This window comes from Flavobacterium sp. KH_035 (assembly GCF_057839565.1).
This window is the reverse complement of sequence record NZ_CM174492.1, coordinates 4,497,391-4,514,077: the sequence shown is the minus strand read 5'-3', so window position 1 is coordinate 4,514,077 and position 16,687 is coordinate 4,497,391. Positions and strand designations below refer to the sequence as shown.

Sequence of the window (16,687 nt, the reverse complement as noted above, 5' to 3'; positions counted from 1 at the left end):
ATGGCAAAATATTCAAGAATTGAAGTGGCTTTAACGATGAAAGAGAACGGAATGGTTCCATTATTTTTTCATTCGGATATCGAAATAAGCAAAAAAGTGCTAAAAGCCTGTTATGATGGAGGCGCAAGATTAATGGAGTTTACCAGCAGAGGAGATTTTGCTCATGAAGTTTTTGGAGCGCTAAACAAATATGCTTTGGCAGAATTACCGGGAATGATGCTGGGTGTTGGCTCTGTTACAGATGCAGCTGCGGCTTCATTGTATATGAGTTTAGGAGCTAATTTTATTGTAACACCGGTATTTAGAGAAGATATAGCAATTGCCTGTAATCGTCGAAAAGTACTTTGGTCTCCGGGTTGCGGAACGTTGACGGAAATCGCAAGAGCCGAAGAATTAGGCTGCGAAATTGTAAAACTGTTCCCGGGTGATATTTACGGACCGGAATTTATAAAAGCCATAAAAGGGCCTTGTCCGTGGACCAACATTATGCCTACCGGCGGCGTTTTGCCAACAGTTGATAGTCTGACTTCGTGGTTTAATGCAGGTGCAACTTGTGTTGGGATCGGGTCACAGTTAATTTCAAAAGATATATTAGATAACAATGATTTTGAAGGACTAAAAATAAAAGTCAGTCAGGTTCTTGAGATCATAAAAAATATTAAAAATAAATAAGGAGTAATCATGCCAATCCTTATTTAACATGCGTTTTTTTAGATTTTAGAAATTGTAATTGAACATTACGCTTGATAAATAAATTTTGTGAGTCCTCACAGCAAGATTTGTTTTCCTCACACAAGTGTAATGTTTCTTTTACAGTGTGAGAAAATAAGGGATTGAACGTGGTTGTTTATAACATTTTAAGAGAGAGTAATGGAAAAAATAAACAGAGTAAACTCAGGGTTTTCGGAAAAACTTCCTATAAAAATAGTTCAATTTGGTGAAGGTAACTTTTTAAGAGCCTTTGTTGAATATGCTTTTCAAAAATTAAATCAGGAAGCTGATTTTAATGCAGGAATTGCGATAGTACAGCCTATTGACAGAGGTTTAGTGAATATGATTAATGCTCAGGACGGATTGTATACCCTGTTTATGAAGGGTGTTAAAAAAGGAGAAGAAATTCAGGAGAAAGAATTAATTACCAATATCGTGAAGGCGGTTGATCCTTATGCTTCTTTTCAGGAATATTTGGCTTTGGCGAAAGAAGAGGAATTGGCTTTTATCATTTCAAACACAACTGAAGCTGGTATTGAGTATATCGAATCCGATCAGTTGACTATGCAGCCGCCTGTATCATTTCCGGCTAAATTAACAGTGCTTTTGCATGAGAGATTTAAGCATTTTAACGGTGCAGCAGATAAAGCACTGACGATTATTCCTTGCGAATTAATCAATTACAATTCAGATACTTTAAAAGAAATTATTTTAAAATATTGCGCCGATTGGAAATTGGAAGAAGAATTTGTTTCTTGGTTAACAAACAGCTGTTCTTTTCATAATACATTAGTGGACAGAATTGTACCGGGTTATCCGAAAGACCAGATAGAAGAATACAACAGTCAGTTAGCTTATAAAGATGATTTGATTGTGAGTGCCGAAAGCTTCTTTTTATGGGTGATTGAAGGAGATGATGTCCTAAAAGCAAAACTTCCGTTTGAGAAAACGGGTTTAGATGTGAAAATCGTGGCTGACATGCAGCCTTATCGTACGCGTAAAGTAAGAATTTTGAATGGAGCGCATACGGCAATGGTTCCTTTTTCAATGCTTTATGGTAACGAAACAGTAAAAGAAACAGTTGATAATCCTTTTACGGGAGCTTTTGTAAATAGAGCTGTTTTTGAGGAGATTAATGAAACATTGAATATGGACAAAGCGGAATTGGCAAGTTTCTCTGAAGAAATCTTAGACCGTTTTAGAAACCCTTTTATCAAGCATTTATTGTCATCAATTGCATTAAATTCAGTTTCAAAATTCAAGGTAAGAGTATTGCCTAGTTTAGCAGGTTATGTGCGTATTCATCAAAAACTTCCGGTTCATTTGACGTTTGCATTTGCTGCTTTGATCCGTTTCTACAAAGGAACATGGAAAGGGGAAGTTTTGCCGGTTAATGACAGTGAAGATATTGTTTCTTTTTTTGACAGCCTTTGGAAATCGGATGATTATGAAAAAATAGCGCGACTGACTTTGCAAAATATAAATTTCTGGGATGAGGATTTAACACTGCTGCCGGGATTGACAAAAGCAATTACAGTGGCGTTGGAAGAAATTGATGCAAACGGAATTGAAAATGGTTTTGCCAATTTTCAAAAGCAAATAAATAATGTAACTCAAAAAGTGTAGTTATGGCAACGCAAAAAAAACTTATAAAAGTTCATCCTACTGATAACGTAGCGGTCGCTTTAGTGAATCTTTCAGCTGGTGAGGTGATTGATTTTGAAGGCTCGGCTGTTACTGTTGAGAGTGATGTGAAAATGAAACATAAAATAGCGATGGTTCCTTTTAATGTAGGAGACAGGATTATTATGTATGGTGTCTTGGTGGGGAAAGCTAGTGCCAAAATTGAAAAAGGAGGTTTGCTTTCTACAGCAAATGTCAAACATGAAAGTGATAAAGTAACCGGAAAAACAGAAACAATTGGATGGACGGCTCCAAATATTGATAAGTGGAAAGATAGAACTTTCATGGGCTATCACAGAGAAGACGGACAAGTTGGAACAGAGAATGTATGGCTGTTTTTTCCGTTGGTATTTTGTGAAAACAGGAACATCGAAATCTTAAAAGATATCTTTGAGAAAGAGCTAATGAAGCCTAAAGAGAACGATTATCAATTGCTGCTTCGTTCTTTGGTGAAATCAGAAACGGGTGGTGCAGGAAATGAAGCGGCTTCAAATGATGCCAATTTATTCAATAATATAGAAGTAAAATTCATAACACATCAGGGTGGTTGTGGCGGTATTCGTCAGGATTCACACAGTCTGGCCAAGTTGTTGGCTGGTTATGTAAACAATCCAAACGTGGCAGGAGCAACCGTTTTGAGTTTGGGGTGTCAGAACCTGCAGATTCAGATTTTTAAAGATGCCTTAGATGCTATAAATCCAAACAGTAAAAAACCGGTTTTGATTTACGATCAGCAGCAAATTGGAACTATCGAAACCATGCTTAGCAGTGTGGTAAAAGACACTTTTGAAGCGATTAAAAAAGCCAATGAAGTGCAAAGAACTCCCGCGCCTTTATCCAAATTAAAAATTGGTTTAGAATGCGGTGGTTCGGACGGATTCTCCGGAATTTCGGCTAATCCAACTTTAGGAGTAACGTCAGATTTACTAGCGGCTTTAGGAGGAACTACCATTCTTTCGGAGTTTCCTGAATTGTGTGGGGTAGAGCAGGAATTGGTCAACCGTTGTGTCGAAGATGAAGGAGGAGAGCGTTTCCTGGAATTAATGAAATGGTATGAAAAAACAGTGGTAGATGCCGGTTCAGGATTTGATATGAACCCTTCTCCTGGTAATATCAAAGACGGATTGATTACCGATGCCATGAAATCTGCGGGAGCGGCTAAAAAAGGAGGGACATCACCAATTACTGGTGTTTTTGACTATGGTGAATACATTTCGAAGCCAGGATTAACATTACTTTGCACACCTGGAAATGATGTTGAATGTACAACAGCAATGGTAGGTTCAGGAGCAAATATGGTATTGTTTACCACAGGTTTGGGAACGCCAACAGGAAATCCGATCGCGCCGGTAGTGAAAATTTCATCCAACACAGACCTGGCTAAAAAGATGTCAGACATCATCGATATTGATACTGGTGGAATTATCACAGGAGAAAAATCCATCGACGAAATGGCCGACGAAATGTTGGAATTTATCATCGATGTTGCCAGTGGAACCATTAAAACCAAGGCAGCAATCTTAAATCAAAATGATTTTATTCCTTGGAAAAGAGGAGTTTCACTCTAGAAAAATAAAGCATTATATAAAAAAGCTCACTTAACAGTGAGTTTTTTTGTTTGAATCTATTAAGATATTAAGTAGTATAGAAGTTGTACTTAACCGGTTGATTTACTTAATCTTTAACCCGTTGGGTGAAATTGTTTAACACATAGAAACATAGCCTTTGTAAGCTTAGAAAAGGCGTTTCACTAGTTAAAAAGCACATATTATACTATGTGAAAGAAAGATATTTCTACTTTGCCTTCTTTTTTGAGGTATTACGATCTATATTTCTATGTGTTAAAATTAAATTCTGTTCAATTTCAACCAACGGGTTAATCTTTAGATAAAAAACGCAAAAGCTTAATTTGTCTTAATGTCTTAATGGTTTGAGGAAAAAAAGCAAAACTTAATTTGCCTTACTATCTTAATGGTAAAAAAAACTAAAAGCTAGTTCTTGACGACGATTTACGAATGTGCAATTCCGGAGCAAGAACTACCTTTTTTTCGATTTTAATAGTTTCAGTTTTGTCTACTTGTTCCAGAAAAACACGTGCAGACATTTTACCCATTTCTAAAGGAGACTGATCTACAGAGGTAATGGATAACTCCATAAATTTGGTAAAAGGTTCATTACTGAAACCCGCGACACAAAATTCTTTCGGAATACTGATGTTTCTTTCTTTTAATTCCTGAATAGCGCCTAAAGCAGCAAAATCACTTGATGAAAATATAGCATCAGGCGGTGTTTTCAGCTGTAGCAAAAGGTCTACAGCTTCTTTTCCGTGATCAACAGTACTTTTTACCGGAATTACGTATTCTTCATTAAAAGCTATTCCGCTATCCAGTAAAGCCTGCTTGTATCCCAGGAACCTGTTCTTGAAAATTTCAAGCGACTGATCTCCGGATAAATGCGCTATATAGCGGCAGCCTTCATCGATCAAATGTTTGGTTGTTAAATAACCACCTCTAAAGTCATTTATCGTTACAGAGCTCACTCCGTCAATATGTTTACTTCTGTCAAAAAAGATGAGCGGAACATTTTTTTCTAAGACATATTGAAATGCACCGTCATTTTCTCCGGTTACATCGGTAACAGACATGATGATGCCATCAACCTGAGCGTCTATTAAAGTATATAGATTTTCGTTTTCTCTTTTCGGATTTTCGTGCGTCTGGCAAATAATTACCTGATAGCCATGCGGATGAAGTTCTTCTTCAATACCTCTGATCACCGAAGCAAAAAAGTTACTGTCGATACGCGGAACTATAACACCAATATTATTACTTCGGCCACTTTTTAATGCGAGCGCGAGTTTATTCTGCTTGTAGTTCATGGAAGCCGCAGTTTTAATAACCAACTCACGTGTGCTCTCTTTTATTTTCGGATTGTTGTTTAACGCCCGGGAAACAGTTGCAGCGGTGATATTTAATTTTTCGGCAATATCGTAAATGGTTATTTTTTCGCTCATTAAAAAAGGTTTTTCATATTAATCTCTGACAAAAATACATATTTTTTTATAACGTTACACAAATTGTTATCGATTACCATAATTTATAATTAAAACGATTTCGATTCTACAATGATAATAAATTATCTAATTTTTTACATTAAGTGTAATTATATTCCGTAATAAAAATTAAATATATAATTAATTTTCAAATAAATTTGGTGTATTGGAACTTATTTTTTACTTTCGTGTAATCGATTACATAATTACATTGTTTTGGAAATCAAACCTAAATTACAACACAAATGATTACAGGGAAAGTTTTGGTAGTTAAGTCAGTTTTAATAGGAGCTGTAGCAGGATTCATGATGCTTTCTTGTGGAAAGCAGGCTGTGGCAGTTTCTGAATCTGATCCCTGGAAAAACAAAGAGTTAATAATTAAAAGTATTCCAGAAACCCACTTTCCGGATAAGACCTATAATATTAAGGATTTTGGTGCAGTCGCCGACGGAATAACAGGGAACACTTTAGCATTTGAAAAAGCAATAAAAACATGTGCTCAAAATGGCGGCGGAAAAGTTTTGGTTCCTAATGGTAAATATCTGACAGGAGCAATTCATTTAGAAAGTAATGTGAATTTGCATTTAGAGGATCAGGCAGAAATCCTTTTCAGCATCAATCCAAAAGAATATCCTATTGTTCATACTTCATTTGAAGGAACAGAACTGATGAATTATTCCCCTCTTATTTATGCAAAGAATAAAACCAATATCGCCATAACCGGAAAAGGAACGCTGAACGGACAGGCTGATCACACCAACTGGTGGATTTGGTCAGGGGGTAAAGATTACGGATGGAAAAAAGGTATTCCATCGCAAAATGATCCGCAAAATAGAGAAGTTTTGGTAGATATGGCCGAAAAAGGAGTTTCGGTTGAAGAAAGGATCTTTGGAGATGGACGTTACCTGCGCCCTAATTTTATTGAATTTTTTGAATGTAATACCGTTCTGGTAAAAGACGTCACTATCATAAACGCTCCTTTTTGGATCTTACATCCATTAAAATCAGAGAACATCATTATAGACGGGGTTACCGTAAGTAGCCATGGCCCTAATAATGACGGTTGTGATCCCGAATATTCACAAAATATACTCATCAAAAATTGCACTTTTAATACCGGTGATGATTGTATCGCAATCAAAGCAGGCCGGGATGCCGATGGTCGACGAGTAGCAATTCCGAGTAAAAATATTATTGTTCAAAACTGTAAAATGATCGACGGTCACGGCGGAGTTGTAATTGGGAGTGAAATATCGGCCGGTGTCAATAACGTTTTTGTGGAAGACTGTGTCATGGACAGTCCAAATTTGGATCGCGCCATCCGTATCAAGACCAATTCAAAAAGAGGCGGAATCATAGAAAGTGTGTATGTCCGTAATCTTGAAGTGGGAACCGTAAAAGAATGTGTCTTAAAATTAAATATGTTTTACAATGTATATGGATTACAAACTGGTGACTTTATTCCGACTATCAGAAACGTAAGCCTTGAAAATATAAAAGTGAAAAATGGAGGCAAATATGGCGTTTGGGCAGAAGGTTACGTACAATCTCCTGTGGAAAATATTACCCTTAAAAATGTTGTCATTCAAAAAGTAGACGCTGTACATCTGCTCAAAAACGTGAAGAACATAAAATTTATTAATACTTATATCAATGAAAAAAAAGTAGAATAACGTACAAATTAAAAACTATCAATTAACTAAACCATTTTAAAAAATTATGAATACCAAACAACTATTAAAGAAAAAAATAAAATACAGTCTTGTGTTTTTATTTTTCCTGAATTTTCTGTTGAGCGCAACAGCTTATGGGCAATCGACTACAATAGAAGGGAAAATTACAGATGCTGCGGGTTTATCATTGCCTGGTGTAAACATTCAGGAAAAAGGAACTAAAAACGGAACCTCTACAGATTTTGAAGGAAGTTTTAAATTGAATGTGTCCAATAATAAAGCGATTTTAATTGTGAGTTATTTAGGCTTTCAGACACAAGAAGTGAGCATTGCAGGAAAATCGAAAGTGAATGTAAGCCTTGCTGAGCAATCCAACTCACTTAATGAAGTGGTGGTTGTAGGATATGGATCTGTAAAGAAAACAGATCTTACAGGTGCTGTCAACACTTTATCGGCAGCTAAAATAACCGAAAGAAACGTTACTAATCCAATGGAGGCCATTCAGGGAGGTATCGCGGGTGTTCAGGTAACTTCGAACAGTGGTAGAATTGGAGATGGTTTTAATGTTACCATCAGAGGAACAAACTCGATCAATAAAGATGGTTCTGGACCGCTTTTTGTCGTGGATGGTGTACCTACTGATAATATCGACTTCCTGAATCCACAGGATATTGCGAGAATGGACGTTTTGAAAGATGCATCTTCTGCTGCCATCTATGGTTCCAGAGGAGGAAGCGGGGTTATCATTGTAACGACCAAAAGCGGAACAAATGCTAAGTCTGGCGTTAGCGTTACTTTTGACAGTTCTTACGGTATCAAAGAGGCTGTAAGATTACCAAAATTAATGAGTCCGGAAAAATGGTGGTATTATCACCAATCTGCATTTTTGGCAACTACTATCTCAGCAACCAATCCAACCTATAACGATATTGATGCTTCAGAATTGAATGCTGCTGTAGGACAGGCGGGTACAAACCCTGTATTATTTCAGAGAGTGGCTAATAATCAAAGCTACAATTGGCAGGATGCGGTTCTTAAAGGCGGGATGATGCAAAACAATTACTTAAATGTTTCCGGTCGTGCCGATAACGGACTGTCATACAACATTGGTTTAGGAGCTCAGAAAGAAACCGGAGTGATTGATAATGAGGGAATCGATAAATACAATCTTAAAGCAGCTTTGAACCATAAGGTAAACGATAAAATTTCATTTGGAGTAAACCTGACCATTTCTAAAACTTCTGAACAGTTGGGAAGTCCAACGGCCATGCAGGAAGCTTTCAGACAAAATCCATATACTTCGCCTTGGGCGATAGATGCAGTCGGTAATGAAATCGTGGGAACTTATGCACAACAGCCGGGTACATTGAGATATCCTAACGGAAATCTGGCGATTAATAAAACAGGTTCTTACAATCCGCTTTTAGAAATTGCAAATTCATCAGACGAAATAGAAAGATTTACGACCATTGGTAATATTTTTGGAGAATATAAAATCAACAGTTGGTTATCGTTCAAATCTACTTTTTCAGCAGGAAAAATGGATGCCAGAGAAGGAAGATCATTTGGTGCTCAAACTGATTTTGGTCTTAAAAATAAAAGTTTGCCATCCGGTGACGTGACGAATGTGAACAATTTTAATTATACCTGGGACAATCAGTTTAACATCAACTACACCTTAAACAAAGACCACGTTTTTAGCTTTTTAGGACTTCAGAGTTTCTATTCTAATGCTACCGAAACATATTTTGCAGCGTCAAGAGAAAACCCTTTTGAAACCAGTTTTTACAATTTAGGTTCAGGAGTTCAGTCTACTTACTCCTTAACGCCATCAAGCGGTACTATTGCCTTAATTCCTTCAGGAGTGTTCACACCGTACTTTAAAAATACTTTAGAATCGTATGCAGCCCGTTTGAATTATGCTTACCAAGGGCGCTATTTGTTAACCGCTTCGGTACGTTATGACGGCTCATCAGTTTTGGCTGAAAATAATAAATGGACTGCTTTCCCTTCTGTAGCTTTAGGATGGAACGTTCATGAAGAAGGATTTATGAAAAAATTAGATTTTGTTTCTAATTTCAAACTAAGAGGAAGTATTGGGTATACAGGAAACGATAACGTAAGCCCGTATTCAAGTTTAAGCGTTTTAAAAAATCCTACTTATTATGATTTTAATGGTACAATCGCAAATGGTTACACGGCTTCAAGTTTAGGAAATACAAACCTGACCTGGGAAAAAACAAAAGAGGTGAATTTAGGTTTAGATTTCGGATTTGCTCACAATAGAATCTCGGGTAGTGTAGATGTATACAATCGTTTGTCAAAAGATTTATTGTTTCAACAAGCACTTCCGTTGGAAATTGGAGTACCAACAATTACCTCTAACGTAGGTTCTATCAGAAATAAAGGTATCGAGGTGGCCTTGGTTACTAAAAATATTCAGACTAAAAACGTTACTTGGGAAACGAGTTTTACTTTTACTAAAAACGTAAACAAACTGGAATCTATTTACGGACAAGATCAGGTAAGTGATGTTGGAAATAATTTATTTATCGGAGAAAATGTTCATTCTTACTACAACTATGTTTTTGATGGAGTATGGCAGGAAAGTGAAACGGCGCAGGCACTTTCTTACGGTCAGAAACCGGGAGAAGCAAAAGTAAAAGATTTGAATAACGATGGAAAAATTGACGCCAATAACGACAGAGCTATTTTAGGAAACTACGATCCTAAATGGTCCGGAAGTTTTTCTACCACTTTAAAAGTAAAACAATTTGATTTGTCGATGTCTTTGATTACCAATCAGGGAATGACTGTCTTTAGCGGATTCCACGACAACTTTGCCGATGTTACCGACAGAGGGCGTCAAAAGTTAGATCTTGCCGATTGGTATATTCCAGCTAATGGTGCTGGTCTGGCTGCTCAGTATTCAAACACAAATCCGTTGCCACGTGGGGCAGGTGTTTATTATGATACCAATAACGTAGCATTTTATAAAGATGCTTCATTTGTAAAAGTTCAAAACATCGCCTTAGGGTATAGTTTTGATCAGGATTTAGTAAGCAAATTAAAAATTAAAAGTTTAAGACTTTATGTGAATGTGTTGAATCCTTTTGTATTTACCAATTACGAAGGATATGACCCTGAATGGGCAACTGCAGCATTAGCAGTAAATCGTGTTGCGACAAGGACCGTTCAGATGGGATTAAGTTTAAAATTTTAAATTAAGAAAAATGAAAAAAATAGTATTAGTTATAGCAATACTGGCGACGACATTCAATTCGTGCTCCAATTTTATCGAAGAAGACAACCGTGCCTTTGGTTCGGCAGAACAATATTTTCTTACTGCACCCGGGTTTGAGTCCTTGGTTAACACCAATTATGCAACTTTAAAAGACATTTACGGCGGTGATCCGTGGCTGTTTGAAGCAGGTACGGATATGTACTCTGAAGGAAGAAATCAGGAACCGGAAGGATTGGCCAAATATTTAACGCTGTCTTCTTCCTCCGCAGGAGTAGATTTGTTGTATAGAACTTGTTACATGGCCATTCAGCAAGCCAATAAAGGATTGTACTATTCAACCCTTACCGAAAAAGCAAGTACGGTAGATACAAGAGTTGGTGAACTTAAATTTTTAAGAGCAAATGCTTATTTTCTTTTAGTTCAGACTTACGGAGGCGTTCCTGTTGTACTGGAAAATATTAACACTGCTGTGACTTCTTTCGACAGAAATTCGGCAGAAGAAGTATATACTCAAATTTTTAAAGATCTTAACGAAGCGCTTCCGGCAGTAGCCACTGGTGCTTATACAGGAAGAGTAAATAAAAGAGCAGTTCAGGATTTATTAGCAAAAGTATATTTGGCCAAAGGGTATGAAACTTTTGGAACTCCGGCAGATTTTACAACTGCGGCTAATTTAGCAGATCAGGTAATAGCAGGACAGGCACTTAATATTTCTTTTGCCGATGTGGTAAAACCAGGAAACGAAATGAATGCTGAAACGATTTTCTCGGTACAGTTTTCTGTAGCTTCGAATGCAACAGGAGTAACAGCTTTGGGAAGTTCACAAAACTATTGGTTTAGCTCTTATTTAGGCGCAGCGGCAGCAGGTAACCCATATCCAAACAGAAGTTACACACTTTGTCCTACAGTTTACGCACTATCTTTATATGAGCAGGGTGATAAACGTTGGGAAAACACATTCATGACAGAAATCTACAGCAAATACTATGATTTTTATACGGTAGCAGATAAAACGGCTTTAAAAATTACAGATTTTTACGAACCTCGTTGGTTTACTTTGGCCGATAGAGCTGCCTGGAATACAGCTAATGCTTCAAGAAAAGCAAATGCGGCAACTTTCAGATATCACAATTGGGGAACCTACTCTTCAGCAGCAGCTTCAGGAGGTGATTACAACCTGATTCCGGTTCGTAAATTTGATGATCCAAATGCTCCATATAGCGGTGCAACCAGTGCAAACTACAACAGTACACCGATCACACCGGCAACAAACAGAAGCAGTACCCGTGATTTTATTGTAGCAAGGCTGGGAGAAACCTATCTGGTCGCTGCTGAAGCTTACTTTAAAGCAGGTCAGCCTGCGACAGCTTTAGCACGTTTAAACGAAGTAAGAAGAAGAGCAGGAGGAGGAGTTGTAGGAGCAATTCCGGTAATGACGACTATTGATATCAACACCATATTAGATGAAAGAGGAAGAGAATTATTAGGAGAGTACCACCGTTGGTTCGATTTGAAACGTACAGGGACGTTAGTACAAAGAGCTGTTTTATACAATCCTAAAATCACAAATGCCAACGTATTTAACGGACAGAATGGTAATCTTAAAATATTAAGACCAATACCTCAATCTGCATTAGATTTGAACAGAAGTAAAAATTACCCTCAAAACCCGGCTTATTAATAGGCTTTTATAATTAGTAGTTTAAAAATTTTGAGGTTTGTTTTTTTGAGGAAGTTAAAAAGGGGTTCGACCCGGAATCGGACTCCTTTTAACTAAAAATCAGAGCGGTTAGAATGAAAAGAATAGGAATTGTTTTATTGCTTTTTTCGAAGGTTATTATGGCACAAAACCAGTATGCCATTGACACTTCTTATACCGTAAAAAGTACTTATACCAAACTAATTAAGAAATATCCGTTTATAAAAATAGCAGAAGCAAATAATAAGGCAAATGTGATTCAAATGGAGAACATAGTCTATGATAAAATTGAAAACAGGGAGTTATATCTGGACGCCTATTGGAAAAAAGATGAAAATACAAATCCGGGAGTCATTCTCATTCATGGGGGAGGCTGGAAATCCGGGAACAAAAATCAGATGCAGGTTTTAGGGCAGGTATTAAGTTCAAAAGGATATTCGTGCTTTGCGATCGAATATAGGTTATCACCGGAAGCAAAATATCCGCAGGCAGTTTATGATGTAAAAAATGCCATTAAATTTATAAAAGACAATGCGAAAGAATTTCATGTAGATCCAAACAAAATTGCCGTACTTGGATGCTCTTCAGGAGGTCAGATGGCAGCCTTGATTGGTACAACAAATAAAAATTCCGCTTTTGAAGATCCTGCAAACAAGAGTAAATTCTCAGCAAAAGTGAACGCAATTATTAATGTAGATGGAATTTTAGCGTTTAAACATCCGGAATCGGAAGAAGGAGAAATGGCTGCTTTTTGGTTAGACGGCACTTATCAGGAAAAACCTGAAAACTGGGAAAAGGCATCCGCGTTAAACCATACTGATAAAAACACTCCGCCAACACTGTTCATCAACAGCAGTTTTGACCGGTTTCATGCAGGAAGAGACGATATGATTGCGATTCTGAATCAAAATAAAATTTATAATGAGGTCAGAATAATAAAAGATTCACCCCATTCCTTTTGGTTTTTTCAGCCATGGTTTGAGGAAACGGTTCAATATACAACACAATTTTTAAACAAAGTATTTAAATAATTACAATAAAAAATGAAAACGAAATTCACATTAGCGACCTTGCTCTTAGTTGGTATTACAGCAGTTAATGCTCAGAAATATGACATAAAAACAGCTAAAACCTATGCCGAGATATCTGCTAAAACAGATGGAAAGTGGGAAGGCCGTAAATATATTGGAGGAACTGTATTTAAAAATGTGGACAGACTTAAACTGGCACCGGAGCATACAGACCATTCTTTTGACATTCGTTACGAAGGACCGGGTTGGGAAAGCAATCGAATAGGATATCGTTTGTATTTAGACTGGCGAAATGCGATTGACATTTTCGGTAAAAAAACATCAGAAATTGTTTTGCCAAAAGTAGGTCAGGATAATTTTGATTCGTATCACGAGATGAGCGATTGGGGAGCAGATATTCTGAAAGCCGGAAAAGGAATCGGAATTGGTTCAATAGACCGTTATTTAAACAACGAAAAATTACACTTCCGTGAAGTTGATTCTACTATTGCAACAGTAGTAAATAAAACCAATGAGTCGGGTGTAAAAGTGCAGTACTATGGTTGGAAAACGGCTTCTGATAAAATTGATTTTACTTCAGTTTTGACCATCAAACCAGACGAACTATATACAAAGCACACCATTCAGGCATCCAAAGAAATTCAAGGAATTTGTACCGGAATTGTAAAGCAAAAAAATACAGAGCTCCTCAAGAAAGAAAGCAAAAATAAAAAATGGGCTTATCTGGCGACTTATGGTCAGCAATCATTAGTTCCGGATAAATTAGGAATGGCAATTTTTTATGAAGTCAGCACAATTGAGAGTGCTCCCGATACAGATTTAGATTATCTTTTGGTATTTAAACCAACAACAAAAGCAACTTCTTTTTACCTTTTAGGGGCCTGGGAACAGGAACAAAACGGAATTAAATCGAAAGAAGAATTTGTGAAATATTTAGATGAAAAGTTAGAGGTGCTGAATAGAAAGGGAAAGATGTAAAAGAGTGAAGAGTGAAGAGTGAAGAGTGCCAGGGATTAAAAGGATTAAAAAATCTGCATGATCTGCATAATCTGCGAGAGAAAAAATATTCGCAATTTAATACACAAGTTAACCTAATCCATTTAATCGGTGGCAAAAAACAACAACTGCCAGAATATTAATTTTATGCCTAAAGCAACTTTTATAAAAATCAATCTGATTGTTTTGTTGTTGATTTTCAGTACTAAAACAATGGCGCAGAGCACTGAAAGTAACGTCTTGCCCGATAATTTAAAGTGGTCACAGAGAACGACACTTACTATTTTGGACAAATACCCGAAAGCATGGCAGATTGATGGAACTGAAAAACCCAAATGGGATTATAAAATGGGATTGGTATTATTGGCTTTTGAAAAATTATATCAGAGAACAAAAGAAAAAAAATACTTCAATTACATCAAAGAATATGCAGATGAATTGATTGATACTGACGGGAATATTATAAAGTATGAGAGGAACGAGTACAATATCGATTGTGCTAACCCCGGAAAATTATTGTTCAATCTTTACGACGAGACAAAAGACAAACGTTATTTAAAAGTAATACAAGAATTAAGAAATCAGCTTGAAAATCAGCCCAGGACAGCAAGTGGCGGATTTTGGCACAAACAAATTTATCCCAATCAAATGTGGATTGATGGTTTGTACATGGCCGAACCTTTTTACACCCAATATACGGTTAGATTTGAAAATGGTAAAGCTTTAAACGATATTGCAAAGCAATTTGAATTGGTGCATACGCACTTGGTAGATAAAAAAACAGGTTTGGTTTCTCAGGCTTGGGATGAAAGCAAAGAAATCGCTTGGGCGAATCCACAAACAGGAACTTCGCCAACCCTTTGGGGACGCGCTACCGGCTGGTATATGATGGCTTTGGTTGAAACCTTGGAGTATTATCCAAAAACACATCCAAAATACAAAATGCTGATAGAATATCTGAATCAAATAGCAAAGAGTGCCGTACAGCATAAAAGCGCATCAGGTTTATGGTATCAGATTGCAGATAAGCCTGAAATGAATGGAAATTTTTTGGAGTCTTCATCATCAGCTATGATTATTTATGCTTTAGCGAAAGGAGCGGATAAAGGATACCTGAAATCAGAATATAAAAAGACAGCAGATAAATCATTTGAGGCCTATCTAAAAGAGTTTGTAACCAAAGACAATCAGGGACACATCATTATTTCAAATGTATCTTCGAATGTGGGTTTAGGAGGAAAACCATTTCGAGACGGAACAAATGATTATTATAGTAAAAGCAAAACAAAGGACAATAGCTCTCCAGCGCTTGCCGCTTTTTTGCTGAGTGCATTAGAATTGGAAAAATAGTAGAATTTAAAATATATTTTAAAATGAAAAATAATAGAACAAAGGGGTGTTTTACAGCAGTGGCTTTAGTTTGTCTGATGGCCTTTGCAAGCTGTAAAGTGACTTCACAGGAAACGTCAAAAAAGGAAATTGTTATCGGTAAAGATTTAAAATGGTCTGATAAAATGACTTTGACTTTAATGAAACGTCATCCTGAAAGTTATATGATTGATGATTCGAAAACACCAAAATGGGATTATGTTCATGGATTGGTTTTGCATGCTATTGGAGAATTGTACAAAAAGAATCCGGATCCCAGATATGCATCTTATGTGAAAAGCTATGTGGATGCTCTTGTTCAAAATGATGGGACAATAAAAACGTATGAGTTAGATAAATACAATATTGACTTAATTGTGCCGGGACGTTTGCTGTTTCCTATTTATGCAACTACCAAAGAAGAAAAATATTTAAAAGCACTTCAACTATTACGCAAACAATTAGCAGAACAGCCCAGAACAGCAAGTGGAGGATTTTGGCACAAACAAATCTATCCAAATCAAATGTGGCTGGATGGTTTATATATGGGAGAGCCATTTTATGCACAATATAGCGTTACTTTTGAAGGAGGAAAAAATCTTGATGATGTTGCAAAACAATTTGAGTTAATTCAATTGCATGCTACAGACCTAAAAACCGGATTACTTTATCACGGTTGGGATGAGAGCAAACAAATGCCGTGGGCGAATAAAGAAAACGGAACTTCTCCAAATTTTTGGTCAAGAGCTTTGGGTTGGTATGCAATGGCGCTTGTTGATGCCCTTGATTATTTCCCGAAAAACCATCCAAAACAAAAAGAATTGGTAAAATACTTAAACAGTGTTTCGGCTGCTTTAGCCAAATATCAGGATAAATCAGGTTTATGGTATCAGGTTACAGATAAAGGCGGTGCAGAAGGAAACTATCTTGAAGCCTCCGGATCATCCATGTTTGCGTATGCTTTTGCAAAAGGAGCCAATAAAGGATACCTGCCTGCAAAATACAAAAACCTGGCTAATAAAGCTTTTGACGGTTTAACCAAACAATTGATAAAGGTAGATGCTGATGGTGGAATTACACTTACACAAGCTTGCCAGGTGGCGGGCTTGGGAGGTAATCCTTATCGTGATGGTTCGTACACCTATTATGTAAACGAAAAGAAAAAAGACAACGATCCTAAGGCGACCGGACCATTTATTTTGGCAGCTGTCGAATTAAACAGATAATATA

11 protein-coding genes are annotated in these 16,687 nt (G+C 36.9%); 10 read left to right on the top strand and 1 reads right to left on the bottom strand.

Translation table 11 applies throughout. The annotated features are described in order from the left end of the window. From AC3IS6_RS18380 to AC3IS6_RS18370, 3 genes are all read left to right on the top strand, one after another. Positions 1–672, top strand: a complete 672-nt coding sequence (locus tag AC3IS6_RS18380) for a bifunctional 4-hydroxy-2-oxoglutarate aldolase/2-dehydro-3-deoxy-phosphogluconate aldolase (protein WP_263361098.1) — start codon at positions 1–3, stop codon at positions 670–672. 198 nt (positions 673–870) lie between these two features. After that, the gene (locus tag AC3IS6_RS18375; protein WP_489161505.1) at positions 871–2,337 is read left to right on the top strand and encodes a tagaturonate reductase; all 1,467 of its coding nucleotides are present in this window, start codon (positions 871–873) and stop codon (positions 2,335–2,337) included. A gap of 2 nt (positions 2,338–2,339) precedes the next feature. Further along, positions 2,340–3,962: a UxaA family hydrolase gene (locus tag AC3IS6_RS18370; protein ID WP_173964064.1), complete on the top strand. Its 1,623-nt coding sequence runs from the start codon at positions 2,340–2,342 to the stop codon at positions 3,960–3,962. A 416-nt stretch (positions 3,963–4,378) separates the two neighbouring features. On the opposite strand, the gene AC3IS6_RS18365 is transcribed toward AC3IS6_RS18370, so the two are convergent. Further along, positions 4,379–5,407, bottom strand: coding sequence for a LacI family DNA-binding transcriptional regulator (locus AC3IS6_RS18365; protein WP_173964092.1), 1,029 nt, complete (start codon positions 5,405–5,407; stop codon positions 4,379–4,381). Positions 5,408–5,691: 284 nt separating this feature from the next. Between AC3IS6_RS18365 and AC3IS6_RS18360 the strand changes: the two genes are divergently transcribed. The 7 genes from AC3IS6_RS18360 to AC3IS6_RS18330 all read left to right on the top strand — a co-directional run bounded on the left by AC3IS6_RS18360 (position 5,692) and on the right by AC3IS6_RS18330 (position 16,683). Continuing rightward, positions 5,692–7,119 carry a glycoside hydrolase family 28 protein gene (locus tag AC3IS6_RS18360; RefSeq protein ID WP_489161503.1) on the top strand — a complete coding sequence of 476 codons (1,428 nt, stop codon included), beginning with the start codon at positions 5,692–5,694 and terminating at the stop codon, positions 7,117–7,119. Positions 7,120–7,165: 46 nt separating this feature from the next. Continuing rightward, the gene (locus AC3IS6_RS18355) at positions 7,166–10,342 is read left to right on the top strand and encodes a SusC/RagA family TonB-linked outer membrane protein (RefSeq protein WP_489161501.1); all 3,177 of its coding nucleotides are present in this window, start codon (positions 7,166–7,168) and stop codon (positions 10,340–10,342) included. 10 nt (positions 10,343–10,352) lie between these two features. Next, positions 10,353–12,044: a RagB/SusD family nutrient uptake outer membrane protein gene (locus AC3IS6_RS18350; protein ID WP_489161499.1), complete on the top strand. Its 1,692-nt coding sequence runs from the start codon at positions 10,353–10,355 to the stop codon at positions 12,042–12,044. Positions 12,045–12,157: 113 nt separating this feature from the next. Next, positions 12,158–13,093, top strand: coding sequence for an alpha/beta hydrolase fold domain-containing protein (locus AC3IS6_RS18345; protein WP_489161497.1), 936 nt, complete (start codon positions 12,158–12,160; stop codon positions 13,091–13,093). A 12-nt stretch (positions 13,094–13,105) separates the two neighbouring features. Continuing rightward, a complete protein-coding gene (locus AC3IS6_RS18340) occupies positions 13,106–14,071 on the top strand; it encodes a DUF4861 family protein (protein WP_489161495.1) in 966 nt (321 codons plus the stop codon). 165 nt (positions 14,072–14,236) lie between these two features. Beyond that, positions 14,237–15,439 (top strand): glycoside hydrolase family 88/105 protein, encoded by a 1,203-nt coding sequence (locus tag AC3IS6_RS18335; protein ID WP_489161494.1) that lies wholly within the window; start codon positions 14,237–14,239, stop codon positions 15,437–15,439. 23 nt (positions 15,440–15,462) lie between these two features. After that, entirely contained in the window at positions 15,463–16,683 is a 1,221-nt protein-coding gene (locus AC3IS6_RS18330; protein WP_489161492.1) for a glycoside hydrolase family 88/105 protein, read from the top strand. The last annotated feature ends 4 nt before the right edge of the window (positions 16,684–16,687 follow it).